The organism is Bradyrhizobium sp. 41S5, assembly GCF_011516665.3.
Classification (GTDB): domain Bacteria; phylum Pseudomonadota; class Alphaproteobacteria; order Rhizobiales; family Xanthobacteraceae; genus Bradyrhizobium; species Bradyrhizobium quebecense.
Window position 1 is genome coordinate 508345 of sequence record NZ_CP083721.1, and the last position, 18077, is coordinate 526421.

General features: G+C 64.2%; 18 protein-coding genes. 12 read left to right on the forward strand and 6 right to left on the reverse strand.

Annotated features, from left to right (window positions below):
* Window positions 1-7: 7 nt before the first annotated feature.
* Complete coding sequence (locus tag HAP47_RS02495; RefSeq protein WP_173639580.1) at window positions 8-2053, reverse strand: acetoacetate--CoA ligase; 2046 nt, start codon at window positions 2051-2053, stop codon at window positions 8-10.
* A 187-nt stretch (window positions 2054-2240) separates the two neighbouring features.
* Here HAP47_RS02495 and HAP47_RS02500 point away from each other — a divergent pair, with 187 nt between their 5' ends.
* A complete protein-coding gene (locus HAP47_RS02500) occupies window positions 2241-3242 on the forward strand; it encodes a glycoside hydrolase family 3 protein (protein WP_173639579.1) in 1002 nt (333 codons plus the stop codon).
* Window positions 3243-3338: 96 nt separating this feature from the next.
* Entirely contained in the window at window positions 3339-3521 is a 183-nt protein-coding gene (locus tag HAP47_RS02505; RefSeq protein ID WP_173639578.1) for a hypothetical protein, read from the forward strand.
* Between the two features lie 89 nt (window positions 3522-3610).
* On the opposite strand, the gene HAP47_RS02510 is transcribed toward HAP47_RS02505, so the two are convergent.
* The gene (locus HAP47_RS02510) at window positions 3611-4009 is read right to left on the reverse strand and encodes a hypothetical protein (RefSeq protein ID WP_231168716.1); all 399 of its coding nucleotides are present in this window, start codon (window positions 4007-4009) and stop codon (window positions 3611-3613) included.
* 606 nt (window positions 4010-4615) lie between these two features.
* Between HAP47_RS02510 and HAP47_RS02515 the strand changes: the two genes are divergently transcribed.
* Complete coding sequence (locus HAP47_RS02515; protein ID WP_173639576.1) at window positions 4616-5224, forward strand: helix-turn-helix domain-containing protein; 609 nt, start codon at window positions 4616-4618, stop codon at window positions 5222-5224.
* An 83-nt stretch (window positions 5225-5307) separates the two neighbouring features.
* On the opposite strand, the gene HAP47_RS02520 is transcribed toward HAP47_RS02515, so the two are convergent.
* From HAP47_RS02520 to HAP47_RS02530, 3 genes are all read right to left on the reverse strand, one after another.
* Complete coding sequence (locus HAP47_RS02520) at window positions 5308-5700, reverse strand: hypothetical protein (protein ID WP_231168717.1); 393 nt, start codon at window positions 5698-5700, stop codon at window positions 5308-5310.
* Between the two features lie 112 nt (window positions 5701-5812).
* Window positions 5813-6532: a Crp/Fnr family transcriptional regulator gene (locus HAP47_RS02525; protein WP_173639575.1), complete on the reverse strand. Its 720-nt coding sequence runs from the start codon at window positions 6530-6532 to the stop codon at window positions 5813-5815.
* Between the two features lie 193 nt (window positions 6533-6725).
* Window positions 6726-7436: a Crp/Fnr family transcriptional regulator gene (locus tag HAP47_RS02530; protein ID WP_231168718.1), complete on the reverse strand. Its 711-nt coding sequence runs from the start codon at window positions 7434-7436 to the stop codon at window positions 6726-6728.
* 556 nt (window positions 7437-7992) lie between these two features.
* Between HAP47_RS02530 and HAP47_RS02535 the strand changes: the two genes are divergently transcribed.
* The 7 genes from HAP47_RS02535 (at window position 7993) to HAP47_RS02565 (ending at window position 14812) form a co-directional block, all read left to right on the forward strand.
* On the forward strand, window positions 7993-9591 hold the full coding sequence (locus HAP47_RS02535; protein ID WP_173639574.1) for a flagellin N-terminal helical domain-containing protein: 1599 nt from the start codon (window positions 7993-7995) through the stop codon (window positions 9589-9591).
* Window positions 9592-9686: 95 nt separating this feature from the next.
* Window positions 9687-9947, forward strand: coding sequence for a hypothetical protein (locus HAP47_RS02540; protein ID WP_173639573.1), 261 nt, complete (start codon window positions 9687-9689; stop codon window positions 9945-9947).
* Between the two features lie 12 nt (window positions 9948-9959).
* Window positions 9960-12668, forward strand: a complete 2709-nt coding sequence (locus HAP47_RS02545) for a hybrid sensor histidine kinase/response regulator (RefSeq protein WP_173639572.1) — start codon at window positions 9960-9962, stop codon at window positions 12666-12668.
* 23 nt (window positions 12669-12691) lie between these two features.
* Window positions 12692-13165, forward strand: coding sequence for a chemotaxis protein CheW (locus tag HAP47_RS02550; RefSeq protein ID WP_173639571.1), 474 nt, complete (start codon window positions 12692-12694; stop codon window positions 13163-13165).
* A 43-nt stretch (window positions 13166-13208) separates the two neighbouring features.
* Window positions 13209-13598 (forward strand): response regulator, encoded by a 390-nt coding sequence (locus tag HAP47_RS02555; RefSeq protein ID WP_173639570.1) that lies wholly within the window; start codon window positions 13209-13211, stop codon window positions 13596-13598.
* Window positions 13599-13633: 35 nt separating this feature from the next.
* A complete protein-coding gene (locus HAP47_RS02560; protein WP_173639569.1) occupies window positions 13634-14491 on the forward strand; it encodes a CheR family methyltransferase in 858 nt (285 codons plus the stop codon).
* A gap of 3 nt (window positions 14492-14494) precedes the next feature.
* The gene (locus HAP47_RS02565) at window positions 14495-14812 is read left to right on the forward strand and encodes a hypothetical protein (RefSeq protein ID WP_050404430.1); all 318 of its coding nucleotides are present in this window, start codon (window positions 14495-14497) and stop codon (window positions 14810-14812) included.
* A 157-nt stretch (window positions 14813-14969) separates the two neighbouring features.
* On the opposite strand, the gene HAP47_RS02570 is transcribed toward HAP47_RS02565, so the two are convergent.
* Complete coding sequence (locus tag HAP47_RS02570; protein WP_173639568.1) at window positions 14970-15278, reverse strand: hypothetical protein; 309 nt, start codon at window positions 15276-15278, stop codon at window positions 14970-14972.
* A gap of 153 nt (window positions 15279-15431) precedes the next feature.
* Between HAP47_RS02570 and HAP47_RS02575 the strand changes: the two genes are divergently transcribed.
* Both HAP47_RS02575 and araD read left to right on the forward strand, forming a co-directional pair.
* Window positions 15432-16064: a response regulator transcription factor gene (locus tag HAP47_RS02575; RefSeq protein ID WP_173639567.1), complete on the forward strand. Its 633-nt coding sequence runs from the start codon at window positions 15432-15434 to the stop codon at window positions 16062-16064.
* Window positions 16065-16295: 231 nt separating this feature from the next.
* Window positions 16296-18035 (forward strand): L-arabinonate dehydratase, encoded by a 1740-nt coding sequence (gene araD, locus HAP47_RS02580; RefSeq protein WP_173639566.1) that lies wholly within the window; start codon window positions 16296-16298, stop codon window positions 18033-18035.
* Window positions 18036-18077: the final 42 nt, after the last annotated feature.

Consider the following 18077-nt stretch of genomic DNA (forward strand, 5'->3'; position numbering starts at 1 on the left):
CGATCGCTTATGCCGCGCCGGCTTGCCTGCTCAGATAGCCCTTGGCAAAGTCGAGATACCAGTCGAGGCAGCCGGGATTGGCCATCGCATCGCGGTTGATGACCTTCTCGACGGGGTGGCCGAGCAGCAGCTTCTTGACCGGAAGCTCCTGCTTCTTGCCGGACAGCGTGCGCGGAATTTCCGCCACCACGAAGATGTCGTTGGGCAGGAAGCGGCGCGACAGCCCGGCCTCGACCGCCTTGTTGATCTTCGCCTTCATCAGGGCATCGAGGACAATGCCCTCGCGCAGCACCACGAACAGCGGCATGTAGCTGTCGCGGCCGAGATATTCGAGGTCGACGACCATCGAATCCAGCACCTCCGGCAGCGCCTCGATCGCCGAATAGAGCTCGCTGGTGCCCATCCGCAAGCCGTGGCGGTTGATGGTGGCGTCGCTGCGGCCGTAGATCACGCAGGAGCCGTCGGGGTTGATCTTGAGCCAGTCGCCATGCCGCCACACCGGGCCGCGCCCGGTGCCGTCGAAATTGTCGGGATAGGTCTCGAAATAGCTCGCCATGTAGCGCGCGTTGCCGGGATCGTTCCAGAAGCGCAACGGCATCGAGGGCAGCGGCTCGGTGCAGACGAGCTCGCCGACCTCGTCGATCACGGCACGGCCCTGCTCGTCGAAAGCTTCCACCGCGCAGCCGAGCAGCCGGCATTGCATGATGCCCGGGGTCTGCGGCAATTCGCGGTTGCCGCCGATGAAGGCGCCGGCGAAATCGGTGCCGCCGGAGATATTGGCCCACCACATGTCGGCCTGCGCGGCGTTGCCATTCTGCTTCGAAAGCGCGGCGAAGCGTTCGTTGAACCAGGCTTGCGTGTCGGCGCTGAGCGGCGAGCCGGTCGAGCCGAGCGTGCGCAGGCCGGAGAGGTCGCCGACATCAGCGAGATCGATTTCCGCCTTGGTGCAATTGGCGAAGAACGCCGCGCCCGCGCCGAAGAAGGTCGCCTTGGCATCGGCGACGAAGCGCCACAGCGTGGTCCAGTCCGGCTTGTCCTTGGTGCCGCCGGGACTGCCGTCGAAGATGCAGCAGGTCGTGCCGTTGAGCAGGCCGTTGGTCTGACAGTTCCACATGATCCAGCCGGTCGACGAGTACCAGTGAAAGCGTTCGCCGAACGAGCTCGGCTGGTAGCTGCAGCCGATGTCGTTGTGCAGGGTCGACAGCGGTAGCGCCACGACGATCACGCCGCCATGGCTGTGCAGGATCGGCTTCGGCAATCCCGTGGTGCCCGAGGAATAGACAATCCAGAGCGGATGATCGAATGGCAGCCATTCCGGCTCGAAGGCGTCGATCTCCGCGCTCTGGGCCGCAAGGATGGACGAGAGCCGCGTCTCGGACGGCGCGGCATCGCTGTGCAGGATGACATGCTCAACCGTCGGCAGCGCGCGCCGCAATTCCTCGATCACCGACTTCCGGTCATGACGCCGGCCGGCATAGGTCACGGCGTCGCAGGCAATCAATACCTTTGGCTCGATCTGCTTGAAGCGGTCGATCACGGCGGGCGCCGCCATGTCGGGCGCGCAGACGCTCCAGATCGCGCCGATACTCGCGGTCGCAAGAAACGCGATGATCGTCTCCGGGATGTTCGGCAGATAGGCCGCGACGCGGTCGCCGGCGCGGACGCCCTTGGACTTCAGATGCAGCGCAAGCGCCGCTGATTTGCGCTGCAGCTCCGGCCAGCTGGTCTCCGAAAGCTTGCCGTCCTCGCCGCTCGAGATCAGGGCCGGCTGGCCTGCGGCATGCGCCGGCGCGACGTGCCGGAAGACCTGACGCGCATAGTTCACCGAAGCGCCGGGAAACCACACCGCGCCCGGCATCTTGCGCTCGGCCAGAACCGCCGAATGCGGCGTCGGCGAGCGCAGGTCGAAATAATCCCAGACGCTCTGCCAGAAGGCGTCGATATCGGTGACCGACCAGCGCCGCATCGCCTCGAAATCCGCAAACGCGAGGCCGCGCGTGTCCTTCAGCCATTGGCGGTAAAGGGCCATTTGCGGGACGTAAGGTGCTGTCATGGGCGTTTCCGAAATGTCTTGTGTTGTGGCATGCGCGATCGAGGCGTGCCTGCGTGTCTTAACATAGTGAAGCGAACGCGGGGAACGCAGTCGCGCAGCAAGCCGCGTCATATTCTTACCGTCGTCGCAGCGTGCTATTCCGTAGGGGTGCGGGCTGATTCCATGTGCACCCAATGAGCGAGCGGCGATGTCCGTCGGCGAACTTTTCATCCTCGGCTTCCATGGCAAGGTCATCCCGTCCTGGCTGAGGGAATTTGCCGCGCGGTTCGGGCTGGGCGGGGTGATCCTGTTCGATTACTCCTGCCAGACCCGGCAATACGACAACAACGTCGCTTCGCCCGCGCAGCTGCAGTCGCTCTGTGCCGAGATCGCGGCGCTGCCGTCACAGCCGCTGGTCTTCATCGACCAGGAGGGCGGTCTGGTGCGCCGGCTCAAGGACGGGCTGGGTTTCCAGCCGCTGCCGAGCGCGAAGGATTTCAACCGGCTCGGGCATGCGGAAAAGCAGACGATCCTGGCTGCAAGCTATGGCGAGCTGCGTCGGCTCGGCATCCGCTACAACCTCGCGCCCGTCATCGACGTCGATTACAATCCCGACAATCCCAACATCGGCAGGATCAAGCGGTCGTATTCGTCCGAGATCGGCGAGGTCGAGGCCAATGCCCGCCTGGTCGACGCCGCGGCGCGGCAGGCAGGCGTGGGTCTTTGCCTGAAGCATTATCCGGGCATCGGCGGCGCGCATGTCGATTCACATCTCGAGTTCATGGACATTTCCGATGCGCTGCGGCCGGAGCAGGAAGAGCTGTTCTACGCGTTGGCCCCGGATATCTTCGGCGATGCGGTGTTGGTCAGCCACGCCATTGTCCGCCAGTGGGACGCGCAGCATCCGATGACCCTGTCGCCGGCGGGAATCGGCCGGCTGCGCCACCGGCTGCCCGCGACGCTGCTGATCACCGACGACATGCAGATGCAGGGGCTGCAGAAGGCGCTCGGCACAAGCGCGGCCAGCCTGCAGGCGATCGCCGCCGGCATGGACATGATCTGCATCGGCAACAATCTGCTCGATCAGGAGCAGGCGATGGCCGGCATCGCCACAGCAGTCGCGGGTGCAGTGCACGACGGATCGCTGGATCAGGCCGCGGTGCAGCGCTCCATTGCGCGGGTGCAACAGCGCAAGGCACTGCTCGCCTGACGGCATTGAACCAAATTCTCTGCCGCGCGACCATAGGGAGCGGAACCAAATTTCATTGCCGCGATTTAACAACGACGCTCATCGGGGCTAACAACCATGAAGATGCTCAAGCGTCTCTTCCGATTGACCTGGCTACGCCGCGTCGCACGCAGCCCAGCCGATCTTCCACCTGCCTCCATCGATCCCGACGAATTCAGCCGCTTGCTTTGCAGCGGGCGCCGCAAGGATTTGCGGACACTGGCAAAGCGGCTGAGCCAGCGCACGCGGGCCCACGCATAGGCAATGCATCGGGTCAAAGGTGAGCCGGTTCTGACTGATTCAGAACCGGTAAGTCCGGCGCATGGCTTCAACTCTACTCTTGCGACCGGCTATTGTTTTGCCTTTTCATGCTTGTCGACTCCGACCGCCTTGTAATCGTAGGTCGGATAGAACTCAGTGTGGTAGGCGCCCCAGGCACTGTTCTCGATGACGCGGTTGACCTCGCGCAGCCGCGAGGCCGGTAGCCGCAGGGTCACCACCTGGCCGACCCCCATCATCACGTACCAGCTCACGACCTCGACACCTTCGGGTGGAAACGCCTTGTAGAAGCCCTGCCGCTCGAGTTGCGCATTCAACTCACTGAGCGGGCGTGACTGATCATGCTTGAAGAAGATGGTGACCATGATCGCGCTGTCTGACGTCGGCGCTGCATTGCCGGTCGGGGGCGTGGTCTGGGCCTGCGCACCGGTACCGAACAGCAGTGCTGCGGCGAGCGCCCCAATCGTCATCCAGGATCCATTCCGCCCGTTCCGCCCTCGCTTCATTGTCGCGCCCTTTGTTGTTGATCGAGAGGCGGCGATCATCGCGGCGCATGCCGGGGCTGTAAATTGACATTCGGCTGGCCCCGACGCCCTCCCGCGCCACCTCTGGGCCGATGTGATCCGTCTCATACGCGCGGCGGCCGGCGTGCGGTAAGCCGATGCGATCCTGATGGCCGGAGGGGTGGTCGATGACGACCCGGCGAATGGCGTATTGGTGGTTCAGGTTCGTCCTTTCGGGACGGTTCCTGCAGAAATTCCCTCGGCTCCGGCGTCCTTGATGTCTGACGGGCGGCGCGCATCCCGCCCATTTCAACCTGAAGCCAGGGGCGAGCGAATGCGGCCGGGAGCGCCTCAGGAAGGTAAAGATCCACCTGTGGGATCATCGAGCTAAAGCGCCTCGATGTCCCGTAAGACTACTGTCCTTCGACTCAAACAAGCGAGATTCGTTGCCAAATCAGCGGTAATCTGCGCCTGCTTGGCAGGTCGGGGCCCGAGGTCACAGTTGCGCCACCCGTAGTTCTACGGAGCCCCGTGTTAACGCGGCCACAAGTTCACCTTCGGTAAACCATACTTATGACGCAACATGACAATCGAGCCGAGGCGCGCCTTCCGCCATGGATAGGCGGAACCGCGACGCTCGAGGCGCAGCCGCCTGAGATTCAGGGAGCCGCCGGGCCGCGAACGCAGGTGACCGCGGACGCCGGGGCGGCGATCGTCCGGCAGTTTAACGGGCCGGTGACGGCGCTGCTGCTCTACATGAACGAGCTCAAACAGCACAGTCAACAGTTCGCGCATGCGCCCGGCAACGGCGTCTATCTGCGGCAGGTGATCGAGAACGCGCTCGAGCAGACCGAGCGAGTGTCTGCGATGCTGAAGCAGATCTCCGATCTCTACCCGAATGCGATACCGGCCACCGATCTCAGGCCGCCGCTTGACGACAAGCCGGCAGGCGCCCGGTCACCCGATGTCATGTTCACGCCGGAGGCAGGCCGCAAGCCGCTGACCAAGCGCGAGCGTGAGGTGCTCAGCCTGATCAGCGACGGCTATTCCAACAAGCAGGGGGCGCTGCGGATGAACATCAGCCCGCGCACGTTCGAGAGCCATCGCGCCGAGGCCATGCGTAAACTGGGTGCGCGCAACACGGCTGATCTGGTCCGCAAGGCCTTGTTGCATTCCGCCTAGAGCGTTTTCAAGCGAAGCCTGCCTCGCAAGTCCAGAGCCCGTCCGATTCCATCGGAGCGGGCTTTGAGCGGTGTTCGCGGTTCTCAGAAATCGTCTTCCGCGGCGAAGCACAGGCGCGGCGCGAGCCGCGCGGCGGAGGAGGCTGTCTTCGGCTCGTCAGGAACGATCGTGACCACCCAAGCCGCCGTTGCGCCGGACTTGCTTTCGACGATCGCGCGCACACGTCCCGTGACTGTCGCGCCGGCGGACCTGATGGTGGCGGTCCGGCCGTTGAACTGGGCCATGCGGAAGCGCCGGGCTTCCTTCCGGTCGGTCGTCTCGTACGTGAACATCGGCTCCCCCGTGCGTCGACGCGACTTTGCGGATGCAGCGTTATCCGACGGTGAAAATCGTACGCCGTAGAAGTACGGCATGTGCGCCGGCAGGAGCACTTTCGCGCAAAACGGGTAGCGGTTCGCGTGAAGAAGACGCGTCAAGAATGGCAGCTCTAAGCCATGATCCGGAAAAGTGCGAAGCGGTTTTCCGAAAAGATCATGCTCAAACGGGGAGCCAAAGCGCGATGACGATTCAACCTGATCTCATCGCGCTTTAGCCGCCGGTTTCCTGGCAGCCCAGCAGCCTCGCATACTGCGCCTTGACCGTGGCATAGCATTCGCACGCGGTCCTTATCAGTCCATCCGCATTGGTGATCTCGATGTGGCCGCGGCTGTAGTGGATGAAATTCGCCTGTTGCAGGGTATGCGCGACCAGCGACACGCTGTTGCGGCGTGCGCCGATCATCTGGGCCATCGCCTCCTGCGTCAGGGCGATCTTGTTGCTGCCGGAGAGATCGCGCGTCTGCAGCAGGCATCGCGCCAGCCGCGACTCCACGGTGTGCGCGGCGTTGCAGCCGGCCGTCTGCTGGATCTGGGCATAGACGGCGAGACCGTGCCGAATCAGCTTCGCTCGCAGAGTCGGGCTCTGGCCGGCGGCCGTCCGCAAGGCTTCGACCTCGATCGTCGAAGCGACGCCCGGCACCAGCACCACGGCGCTGTTCAGCGTGGGGGCTTCACCAAGCCCCGCGAACGCACCATAGATACTGCCGCGGCCGACCATCGCGATCTGCACGCACACGCCTCTTGCCAGCTTGACCACCAGCGAGATCACCCCCTTGTGCGGCATGTATGTCCGCTTGAGCATCTCGTCGGTCTCGATCAGGACCGAATCGGCGGCGAGGTCGATCGTCCGCAGATAGGGCCGGATCAGCCCAAAATCGCTCTCCGAGAGCGAAGACAAAAATCCGTTGGGCGATCGCGGAACCGTATCCAAAGCAACCTCCGGCCTCCCGGCAAAGCTTGTCTCTGGTTATCAGGATTTTCGCGTGCAGTTGAGCCGTTATGCAACTTATTCTGGCACGTCTTAGTTCCAATGGAAACATATCTTGGTTCCATTAGGAATACATATCGCCGCGGGATCGCGTTTGTGTGGCCTGGCAATCAGTTGAGCGTGCGCGCCGCCCCGATCAATCTTCCGGCCCGATCAATTGTTCGGCGTGCACCTTGACGGTCGCATAGCATTCACACGCCGCCTTCCGCAGACCGTCGATATCGGTGATTTCGATATGGCCGCGGCTGTAGCGCAGGATACCGGCCTGCTGAAACCCATGCGCGACGATCGAAACCGCATTGCGCCGGACACCGATCATTTGCGCCAGCATCTCCTGGGTCAGCGGCAAGGCTTCGCTGCCGCACAGGTCGCGCGCGCGCAGCAGCCAGCGCGATAGCCGCGCCTCCACCGGATGCGACACGTTGCAGGCGACGGATTGCTGTGTCTGCGCCATCAGCGCCTGCTCATACAGAGCAACCAGGGTCCGGAACTCCGCGCTGCGATTGGCGGCCTCGCGGAAATCTTCCGCCCGCACCATCGATGCCGTGCCCGGCACCACGACAATCGCGTCGGCGAGCAGCGGCCGCTCATGCAGGGCGGCGGATGCGCCGACGATGCCGTCACGACCGATGGTTGCAATCTCGACGGATTGCCCGTCGGACAGATTGACCATCATCGAGACCACGCCGCCGTGCGGGAAATAGATCCGCTGCACCGGCGCGCCGGCATCGGCGAGCACCGTTTCCTTGGTCAGGTCGACGGTTTCCAGAAGGGGATGAAGTTGCGCGTATTCCGTGGAGGGAAGTGCTTGCAACAGACGATTGGGCGGACGCGATACCGCAGACATTGGGGCTCCTGCCGAGGGCGGGAGCACTACGGTCTCGCATCACCTACTCTTGGCGTGTGGAGTGCGAACATAGCTTGCCTGTCCAATAGCACAAGGGTTGTGGTGCGAACTCTATACCCTCTAGGGGGCAGACGGTCGGCAATCGCATCGGCCTGCGCGATGTGCGAGGCGATTCGAATGCCGCGCATCCCGGACGAGATGGTTGCGGCATTGTCTCGCATTTATTGATTTCCATTAACTCTCATGCGTACCTCAGCGTGCGCCGTCGCGATTGCCGTGGCGGATGTTGAAGCGCGCGGTCGGCAACGCGAGCATGTGGCAAGTCCCGCAAATGCGAGGACAAATTCGCCGTCACGAGATTGATCCGTCGGCGGATGCGCGCCGCTCGGCCGGGCGTCTGCGCCGGCGGCCGTAGAATTACCGGCAAAGCCATTCTGGGTATTTGTACGGAGCGGCCCTTTAACGAACGGGTAGCGCGGACGGACCAGTGTGGCACCGGTCGCCGTGCGAAATTTACGGCGTCGCGTCAATCGTGTTCATCCAGAAGGGTATCAGTATGTCCGGCATCGTCCTCTCGGCATCGGTCCGTCAAAACCTGCTTTCGCTGCAGTCGACGGCCGACCTGCTCGCCACCACGCAGAACCGCTTGTCCACCGGCAAGAAGGTCAACACCGCTCTCGACAATCCGACCAACTTCTTCACGGCGCAGTCGCTCGACAACCGCGCCAGCGACATCAACAACCTGCTGGACGGAATCGGCAACGGCGTGCAGGTGCTGCAGGCTGCCAACACGGGCATCACCTCGCTGCAGAAGCTCGTCGACAGCGCCAAGTCGGTCGCCAATCAGGCCCTGCAGGCCGCGGTCGGCTATTCCCAGAAATCGCAGGTGACGACCGCCGTGGTCACTGGCGCGACCACCGACGATATCCGCGGCACCGCCACCTACAGCAATGCCACCCTGGCTGGTACGGTCGTCAACAACAATCTCACGGTGCCCGCGCCGATCACCGCCGCCACCAAGCTCGTCACTGCGACCAACTCCGATACCTTGGCGGCGACCCCGACCGGTACGATCAGCGTCAACGGCAAGTCGATCACGTTCTCGACCTCGCAGACCACCGCGACGACGGACTCGTCGGGCAACGTGACCCTCGGCACGGGCGCGGGCAGCACGCTGACGGTCGGCGACCTGCTCACCGCGATCGACGGCATCACCGGCACGGCCACCGCCTCCACCGTGGCGGCTGGTGCGCTCCAGATCAGCACCGGCACCAACCAGGATCTCAACATCTCCGGCTCGGGCCTCGCCGCTTTCGGCCTTACCGCCGGAACCAAGGCACGCACCGTGGCAACGCCTTCGCCGCTGGATGGTTTGACGCTGACGATCGGCGCGACCGGCAACGGCAAGGCCACCAACATTACGTTTGGTAGCGGCGCGGGCCAGGTGAAGTCCCTCAACGACCTGAACAACGCACTGTCCGCGAACAACCTGCAGGCGTCGCTCAGCGCGGGCGGAGCGCTCACCATCAGCACCACCAACGATGCTGCGTCCGCGACCATCGGCACGATCGGTGGCACGGCAGCCGGCGCCGGCAAGCTGTTCAACGCCCTTGTGGGCAGCGCCCCGGTGCAGGATCCGAATGGGCTGGCGAACCGCGCCAACCTGGTCAACCAGTACAACAACATCCTGGACCAGATCACCACGACCGCCCAGGACGCGTCGTACAACGGCATCAACCTGCTCAATGGCGATCAGCTCAAGCTGACCTTCAACGAGACGGGCTCCTCGACGCTGAAGATCCAGGGCGTCACCTTCGATGCCTCCGGCCTCAACCTCACCAAGCTGACCGCTGGCACGGACTTCATCGACAACGCTTCGGCCAACGCCACGCTGAAGACGCTCAACAGCGCGAGCGGTCTGCTGCGCACCCAGGCTTCGACCCTCGGTTCGAACCTGTCGATCGTGCAGATCCGCCAGGACTTCTCGAAGAACCTGATCAACGTGTTGCAGACCGGCTCGTCCAACCTCACGCTGGCCGACACCAACGAGGAAGCGGCCAACAGCCAGGCGCTGTCGACCCGCCAGTCGATCGCGGTGTCCGCGCTGGCTCTGGCCAACCAGTCGCAGCAGAGCGTGCTGCAGCTGCTCCGCTAAGCGTAGCCGCGACAGACAACGACTATCGAGGCGGCGGAGGAAACTCCGCCGCCTTTGCTTTTGGTTTTGCTTAACCAGCCCGCCGGTTTCAACCCATGGGCGATCGCGTCCTGATGCAGGCGGATGTCATGGCCGCCAGCGTTTCGCTGGATTTTCGTTCAAATTGCGACGACAGGTGGAACGGGCTCTTTCCCGTCCGGGTGGTAAGGGCCTGTTGCTGTGAAGCCGGCCGTGATGTCGTGATGCGTCCGTTCTTGAAGGGCTTCATCGTCCGTATTTGCACGGACGACAAAATTAACGTCGCCGTGAAGCCGGCCAAGTTATCGATGCAAGGCGAGCGTTCCGTAGCACCTTGAGGGGACCGATTCATGGACGATCTGTTGCGCGAGTTCCTGACGGAGAGCAGCGAGAGCCTGGATACGGTCGACAATCAGCTGGTGCAGTTCGAGCAGGATCCGAACAACGCGAAGATCCTGGATAACATTTTCCGGCTTGTGCACACGATCAAGGGGACCTGCGGCTTCCTCGGGCTGCCGCGGCTGGAAGCGCTGGCGCACGCCGGCGAGACCCTGATGGGCAAATTCCGCGACGGCATGCCGGTGAAGGCGGAAGCCGTGACGCTGATCCTGTCCTCGATCGACCGCATCAAGGAGATCCTTGGCGGGCTCGAGGCGACCGAGGCCGAGCCGGAGGGCAACGACCGCGACCTGATCGATCAGCTGGAAGCGATGGTCGAGCACGGCATGGTGGCGATGGCTGTTGCTGAAGAAGATGTGCCCGTCGTCGAAGCCCCGTCGGTGCAACCGGCCATGACCGAAGGCACGCTGGTGGTGCAGACGCTGGAGCGTCCGCTGCGCCCGGGGGAGGTCTCGCTCGACGAACTCGAGCGCGCCTTCCGCGAGACCGAGATCGAAGTCGCAGCACCCGCGCCGGTCGCGAAGCCCGTCGCCGCTGGCCCCGCAGCCGAGCCGGCCGAGGCTGCGAAGAAGCCAGCCCGCAAGGCCGCCACCGAGGACGTCCAGGAAGGCGACAAGATCGCCAACCAGTCGATCCGGGTCAATGTCGACACCCTCGAACACCTCATGACCATGGTCTCCGAGCTGGTCCTGACCCGCAACCAGCTGCTCGAGATCTCGAGGCGCAACGAGGACACCGAGTTCAAGGTGCCGCTGCAGCGGCTCTCCAACGTCACCGCCGAGCTGCAGGAAGGCGTCATGAAGACGCGCATGCAGCCGATCGGCAATGCCTGGCAGAAGCTGCCGCGCATCGTCCGCGATCTCTCCGGCGAACTCGGCAAGCAGATCGAGCTCGAGATGCACGGCGCCGACACCGAGCTCGACCGCCAGGTGCTCGACCTGATCAAGGATCCGTTGACGCACATGGTGCGCAACTCCGCCGATCATGGCCTGGAGACCACCGCCGAGCGGGTCGCTGCCGGCAAGCCCGAACAGGGCACCATTCGCCTCAGCGCCTATCACGAAGGCGGCCACATCATCATCTGCATCGCCGACAATGGCCGCGGGCTCAACACCGAGCGGATCAAGGCTAAGGCACTCCAGAACGGTCTCGTCACCGAGACCGAACTGGAGAAGATGACGGAAGCCCAGATCCACAAGTTCATCTTCGCGCCGGGCTTCTCGACCGCCGCGCAGGTGACCTCGGTGTCCGGCCGCGGCGTCGGCATGGACGTGGTGCGCACCAATATCGACCAGATCGGCGGCACCATCGATATCAAGAGCGTGGCCGGCGAGGGCGCCTCCGTCACCATCAAGATCCCGCTGACGCTTGCGATCGTCTCCGCCCTGATCGTGGAAGCCGGCGGCGACCGTTTTGCCATCCCGCAGCTCTCGGTGGTCGAGCTGGTGCGGGCCCGCGCCAACTCCGAGCACCGCATCGAGCGGATCAAGGATACGGCAGTGCTGCGGCTGCGCAACAAGCTGCTGCCGCTGATCCATCTGAAGAAGCTCCTGAAGATCGACGACGGCGCGACCAGCGATGCCGAGAACGGCTTCATCGTGGTGACGCAAGTGGGCAGCCAGACCTTCGGCATCGTGGTCGACGGCGTGTTCCACACCGAGGAGATCGTGGTCAAGCCGATGTCGACCAAGCTGCGGCACATCGACATGTTCTCCGGCAACACCATTTTGGGCGATGGCGCTGTCATCATGATCATCGACCCCAATGGGATTGCCAAGGCGCTCGGCGCCTCCAGCGCGGCGGCCCATGACATGGCCGACGACAATGCCGCCGCGCATACCTTGAGCGGCGAGCAGCTCACCTCGCTTTTGGTGTTCCGCGCCGGTTCGAGCCAGCCCAAGGCGGTGCCGCTCGGCCTCGTCACCCGGCTGGAGGAGATCGCAACCGACAAGATCGAGCTCTCGAACGGCCGCTACATGGTGCAGTACCGCGAGCAGCTGATGCCGCTGGTGCAGATGGCCGGGGTCGAGGTGCAGACGCAGGGGTCGCAGCCGATCCTGGTGTTCGCCGACGACGGCCGCTCGATGGGGCTCGTGGTCGACGAGATCATCGACATCGTCGAGGAGCGGCTCAACATCGAGGTCGCGGGCTCGCAGGACGGCATTCTGGGCTCGGCCGTGATCAAGGGCCAGGCCACCGAGGTGATCGACGTCGGCCACTTCCTGCCGATGGCGTTCGCCGACTGGTTCTCGCGCAAGGAGATGCGCCCGTCGGCCTCGGCGCAGTCGGTGCTGCTGGTCGATGACTCGGCGTTCTTCCGCAACATGCTGGCCCCGGTCCTGAAGGCCGCCGGCTACAAGGTCAGGACCGCGGGAGGCGCGCAGGAAGGGCTCGCCGCGCTGCGCTCGGGGCAGGCCTTCGACGTCGTGCTGACCGACATCGAGATGCCCGAGATGAACGGCTTCGAGTTCGCCGAGAACATCCGCTCTGACCACAACCTCATCGGGCTGCCGATCATCGCGCTGTCGGCGATGGTGTCGCCGGCGGCGATCGAGCGCGGCCGCCAGGCCGGCTTCCACGACTATGTCGCCAAGTTCGATCGTCCCGGGCTGATCGCGGCGCTGAAAGAGCAGACCGCCGAACTGCGCCGGGCGGCATGACGGAATCCAGGGAAACAGCATCGATGAGCAGCAAGACCGAGACCAGTGAAGGCGCGATGGCCGAATACGTCACTGCCGTGATCGGCGGGCAGCTGTTCGGGCTGCCGATCTCGCGGGTGCAGGACGTGTTCATGCCGGAGCGGCTGACGCGGGTGCCGCTGGCCTCCAGCGAGATCGCCGGCGTGCTCAATCTGCGCGGCCGCATCGTCACCGTGGTCGACATGCGGGCCCGGCTCGGCCTGCCGAAGGCCGACGACGGCACGCCGCCGATGGCGGTCGGCGTCGACCAGCGCGGTGAATCCTACGGCCTGCTGATCGACCAGATCGGCGAGGTGCTGCGGCTGCCCGACGACAGCCGCCAGGACAATCCGGTCAACCTCGATCCCCGCATGGCCAGGCTCGCCGGCGGTGTTCACCGCCTCGACGGCCAGCTCATGGTCGTCCTCGATGTCGATCGCGTGCTCGAACTGGTGCCGAAGACACTTGCTGCAGCATAACGCTCCGCCGCGGAGACGGCGGACTCTACAAGGAGGCCAACATATGAAGACATGTCTTGTCGTCGACGATTCCGGTGTGGTGCGAAAAATCGCACGCCGCATCCTCGAAGGAATGGAATTCACCGTCATCGAAGCCGAGGACGGCGCGGTCGCGCTCGAAGCCTGCAAGCAGGCGATGCCGGACGCGGTGCTGCTCGACTGGAACATGCCCGTCATGGACGGCTTCGAATTCCTCGTGCAACTCCGCCGCATGCCCGGCGGCGATGTGCCGAAGGTGGTGTTCTGCACCACCGAGAACGGCATCGACCACATCTCGCGGGCGCTGCATGCCGGCGCCAACGAGTACATCATGAAGCCGTTCGACAAGGACATCGTGATCGCGAAATTCCAGGAAGTGGGTCTGCTGGCGCTCGATGCGCCGGCCGAAGCCTAATACCCAGTTTCACCCTTTGTCTTTGCGAGGCTCCCGTGACGCCCCCCGACTACGAGTATCTGCGTAAGCTCCTGAAGGGCCATTCCGGTCTCGACCTGTCCGCGGACAAGCAATATCTGATCGAGAGCCGCCTGCTGCCGCTGGCGCGCAAATGTGGTCTGTCCGGCATTCCCGACCTGATCGCCAAGATCAGGGCCGGCTCGTCCACGCACACCGTCCAGGTGGTCGAGGCGATGACCACCAACGAGACGTTCTTCTTCCGCGACAAGGTGCCGTTCGATCATTTCCGCGACACCATCATGCCCGAGGTCCTGAAGGCGCGTGCCGCGCGCCGCAGCGTCCGGATCTGGTGCGCCGCCGGCTCGACCGGCCAGGAGCCCTACTCGCTGGCGATGTGCCTCAAGGAGATGGGCGCAGCGCTGGCGGGATGGCGGGTCGAGATCACGGCGACCGACCTGTCGCAGGAGGTGCTGGAGAAGTCGAAAGCCGGCATCTACAGCCAGTTCGAGGTGCAGCGCGGGCTGCCGATCCAGATGCTGGTGAAGTATTTCAAGCAGTCGGGAGAACTCTGGCAGATCAATCCCGAGTTGCGCGCGATGGTGCAGCACCGTCCGCTCAATCTGCTGCACGATTTCTCCCAGCTCGGCACGTTCGATGTGATCTTCTGCCGCAACGTGCTGATCTATTTCGATCAGGACACCAAGATCAACATCTTCAACCGGCTCGCCCGGTTGATGGAGGCCGACGGCTTCCTGGTGCTCGGCGCCGCCGAAACCGTGGTCGGCCTGACCGATACCTTCAAGCCGATTCCCGAGCGGCGTGGCCTGTACCGGCCGAGCGGGGTGCGGCCTGCGCTTGCGATGCCGAGGACTGCCATGGCGGTCGGATATTGAGCGATGACGGAGGACGGCAAATCCATTGAGCGTGTCACGTTCAGCCGGGGCGTCGATGTCTGCATCATGGCCATCGACGGCACCTGGCGGCGCGACTGCCAGCTCAATGCCATCTCGGACAATGACGCGGCGCTGACCGTCGAGGGTTCCATTCAGGGGCTCAACCTGAAGGAGTTCTTCCTCTTGCTGTCGTCGACCGGGCTCGCCTATCGCCGCTGCGAGCTGGTCCGTGTCAACGGCACCGAAATGGACATCAGCTTCCTCAAGGGCAAGCCGAGCAAGCGGCGGTCGGGCTCCGACGAAGAGCGGGCCAGAGCCTGATATCAAGAAGGCCTGACGTGAAGAAGGCCTGACCCGGCTGGATGGTCGATGCCTGCCGTCAATCCGAATGTGGAACGGATGGCCGCCTCGAGGGTTGGGGCGTCGTCGGCACAATCTGCACGATGGCGCCGAATTCGGTGGCGGCCGGTCCGGCTGATCAGTTCAGGAGACGCGCTAGCGCCTCTGGATCGCGCAGCCGATCGAGCGCCATGCCGAGACCGGCGTCGCAGGCCTTCAGGGCCGTGGACGCCACGGCGTAGCGCGGGGTGACGTCGTCAAGCACGAAGATGTCGGCGGCGGCGTCCTGCTCCGCCAGAAATGCCTCGCGCGCAATCGCCGCCTCGATCAGCCGCAGGCTCGCCTGGACATGGCCGATCAGCGCGACCAGGTCCATCACGATCAGGCTGTAGGGATCGCTGCCCTCGTCCAGGCACACCGCAACGCCGTCCGCCGCTGCATTTTCCATGCATGTTTCTCCACTGCCCCCACTTTTAGGGAACGCGGTGCTACTTGTGCGTTAAGCGGACGTCCCGTACAAATACGGGTCCATTGATCGAGATGGTCGAGTTACTTCTTGTGCAGTCTGGGCAGCACGCTTCACCACTGATGGACGAGACATATGGTTGAGAATGGCGCTCCTCGCGGGGAAATCTTTGTAGTCGACGACGACCCTGCCGTTCGCGAGACGCTTTCCGTGGTCCTGTCGACCGCCGGCTACAAGGTGATCTGCTTTGCGGACGGCGCGGCGCTGCTCGCGGTGGCGCGCAGCCGGACGCCGGCCTGCATCCTGCTCGACGTGCATATCCCCGGCAAATCCGGCCTCGATATTCTGAAGGAACTGCACGGCGAGGATTATCCGGCGCCGATCTTCATGATCTCCGGTCAGGGCGACATCACGATGGCGGTCAGCGCCATCAAGAACGGCGCGCTCGACTTCATCGAGAAGCCGTTCCGCGGCAACGAGATCGTCAGCCGCCTCAATGAGGCGATCGACGCCTATACCAGGCGCCAGGCCGAGACCTCGGCATCGCGCATCGCCTCGCTGCACTTTCCGGGGCGCGAACCGCTGACCCGCCGCGAACGCGAGGTGCTCGAGCAGTTCACCGCGGGCGCTTCCAACAAGGAGGCCGGGCGTCACCTCGGGATCAGCCCGCGCACCATCGAGGATCACCGCGCCAACATCATGAAGAAGCTGGGTGCGCGCAACGCCGCCGACCTCGTCCGCATCGTGATGACGGCGCAGCAAAAGTAAGCCAGGGCCGGCCCAGCCCGGTTTACGCTCCGATTTCGACATCGCAGGGTTTGTGCGGCGCATGCCCGGCACACGGGCGGCGAACGGCACGTCTGCGCCGCGCGCGGGACGACAGGTCCGAAAATCCTGTATACGCGAGGCGCAGGGGATGCGTGCCGAGACCGCGCGCGGGCGAGCAGTATCGAGACACGCGATATCGAAACACTCAATATCGAAGCATATGGCGCCAAGATGACCAAGAAGAACAAGACCCCGGATCAATTGCGCAGCGCGCGCTGGTTTGCGCCCGACGATCTCAGAGCCTTCGGGCATCGCTCGCGCGCGATGCAGATGGGTTACGCGCCGGAGGAGTGGCGCGACCGGCCGGTGATCGCGATCATCAACACCTGGTCGGACGCGCAGCCCTGCCACATGCACTTCAAGAGCCGGGTCGACGACGTCAAGCGCGGCGTGCTGATGGCCGGCGGCTTTCCGCTGGAGCTGCCGGCGTTGTCGCTGTCGGAATCGCTGCTGAAGCCGACCACGATGCTCTACCGCAACATGCTGGCGATGGACGCCGAGGAGCTGTTGCGCGGCCATCCGGTCGATGGCGTGGTGCTGATGGGCGGCTGCGACAAGACCACGCCCGGCCTGCTGCTAGGGGCCACCAGCATGAACCTGCCGGCGATCTATCTGCCGGCCGGTCCGATGCTGCGCGGCAACTGGAAGGGGCGCACGCTCGGCTCCGGCTCGGACGCCTGGAAATACTGGGACGAGCGCCGCGCCGGCAAGATCTCCGACAAGGACTGGGTCGACATGGAGGCCGGCATCGCCCGCAGCTACGGCACCTGCATGACCATGGGCACGGCCTCGACCATGACCGCGATCGCCGAAGCCATCGGCATGACGCTGCCCGGGGCCTCGTCGATCCCCGCGGCCGATGCCAACCACATCCGGATGAGCTCGGAAGCCGGCCGCCGCATCGTCGAGATGGTGTGGGAGGATCTCACCCCGCAGAAGATCCAGAGCCGCAAGGCCTTCGAGAATGCCATCACGGTCGCGATGGCGATGGGCTGCTCGACCAACGCGATCATCCATCTGATTGCGCAGGCGCGCCGCGCCGGCCAGGACATTTCGCTCGATGATTTCGAGATCGCGAGCCGCAAGGTGCCCGTGATCGCCAATGTGCGGCCGAGCGGCGACCTCTATCTGATGGAGGATTTCTTCTACGCCGGCGGGCTGCCCGGCCTGATGAACCGGCTCAAGCAGCATCTGCATCTCGACTGCATGACCGTTACGGGCAAGACTCTCGGCGAGAACATCGCAGGCGCGGAGGTCCATAACGACGATGTCATCCGCACCGTCGACAACCCGATCTACAAGGAGGGCGCGCTGGCGGTGCTGAAGGGCAACCTCGCGCCGGACGGCTGCGTGATCAAGCCGAGTGCCTGCGATCCGCGCTTCCTCAAGCACACCGGGCCGGCGCTGGTGTTCGACGACTATCCGTCGATGAAGAAGGCGGTCGACGACCCCGATCTCGACGTGTCAGCGGATCACGTGCTGATCCTGCGCAATGCCGGCCCGCAGGGTGGGCCCGGCATGCCGGAATGGGGCATGCTGCCGATCCCGACCAAGCTCGTGAAGCAGGGCGTGCGCGACATGGTGCGGCTGTCGGATGCGCGGATGAGCGGCACCAGCTACGGTGCCTGCATCCTGCACGTCTCGCCGGAATCCTATATCGGCGGCCCGCTGGCGCTGGTGAGGAACGGCGACCGCATCACGCTCGACGTCGCCGCGCGCACCATCGATCTCGATGTGCCGGAGGCGGAGCTGGCCAAGCGCCGCGCGGAATGGAAGCAGCCTGAGAAACGCTTCGAGCGCGGCTATGGCTGGATGTTCTCGAAGCACATCAAGCAGGCCAATGAAGGCTGCGACTTCGATTTCCTCGAGACCGGCTTTGGCAAACCGGTGGGCGAGCCATCGATCTATTGATGCTGTCATTCCCCGGTGCGCAATTGCGCACCTGAGGACATC

What these genes read in the sequence shown, in the direction of transcription:
- HAP47_RS02495 (WP_173639580.1), bottom strand. Translation starts at nt 2,053, where the DNA reads ATGACAGCACCTTACGTCCCGCAAATGGCCCTTTACCGCCAATGGCTG.
- HAP47_RS02500 (WP_173639579.1), top strand. Translation starts at nt 2,241, where the DNA reads ATGTCCGTCGGCGAACTTTTCATCCTCGGCTTCCATGGCAAGGTCATC.
- HAP47_RS02505 (WP_173639578.1), top strand. Translation starts at nt 3,339, where the DNA reads ATGAAGATGCTCAAGCGTCTCTTCCGATTGACCTGGCTACGCCGCGTC.
- HAP47_RS02510 (WP_231168716.1), bottom strand. Translation starts at nt 4,009, where the DNA reads ATGACGATTGGGGCGCTCGCCGCAGCACTGCTGTTCGGTACCGGTGCG.
- HAP47_RS02515 (WP_173639576.1), top strand. Translation starts at nt 4,616, where the DNA reads ATGACGCAACATGACAATCGAGCCGAGGCGCGCCTTCCGCCATGGATA.
- HAP47_RS02530 (WP_231168718.1), bottom strand. Translation starts at nt 7,436, where the DNA reads ATGTCTGCGGTATCGCGTCCGCCCAATCGTCTGTTGCAAGCACTTCCC.
- HAP47_RS02535 (WP_173639574.1), top strand. Translation starts at nt 7,993, where the DNA reads ATGTCCGGCATCGTCCTCTCGGCATCGGTCCGTCAAAACCTGCTTTCG.
- HAP47_RS02540 (WP_173639573.1), top strand. Translation starts at nt 9,687, where the DNA reads ATGGGCGATCGCGTCCTGATGCAGGCGGATGTCATGGCCGCCAGCGTT.
- HAP47_RS02545 (WP_173639572.1), top strand. Translation starts at nt 9,960, where the DNA reads ATGGACGATCTGTTGCGCGAGTTCCTGACGGAGAGCAGCGAGAGCCTG.
- HAP47_RS02550 (WP_173639571.1), top strand. Translation starts at nt 12,692, where the DNA reads ATGAGCAGCAAGACCGAGACCAGTGAAGGCGCGATGGCCGAATACGTC.
- HAP47_RS02555 (WP_173639570.1), top strand. Translation starts at nt 13,209, where the DNA reads ATGAAGACATGTCTTGTCGTCGACGATTCCGGTGTGGTGCGAAAAATC.
- HAP47_RS02565 (WP_050404430.1), top strand. Translation starts at nt 14,495, where the DNA reads ATGACGGAGGACGGCAAATCCATTGAGCGTGTCACGTTCAGCCGGGGC.
- HAP47_RS02570 (WP_173639568.1), bottom strand. Translation starts at nt 15,278, where the DNA reads ATGGAAAATGCAGCGGCGGACGGCGTTGCGGTGTGCCTGGACGAGGGC.
- HAP47_RS02575 (WP_173639567.1), top strand. Translation starts at nt 15,432, where the DNA reads ATGGTTGAGAATGGCGCTCCTCGCGGGGAAATCTTTGTAGTCGACGAC.
- araD (WP_173639566.1), top strand. Translation starts at nt 16,296, where the DNA reads ATGACCAAGAAGAACAAGACCCCGGATCAATTGCGCAGCGCGCGCTGG.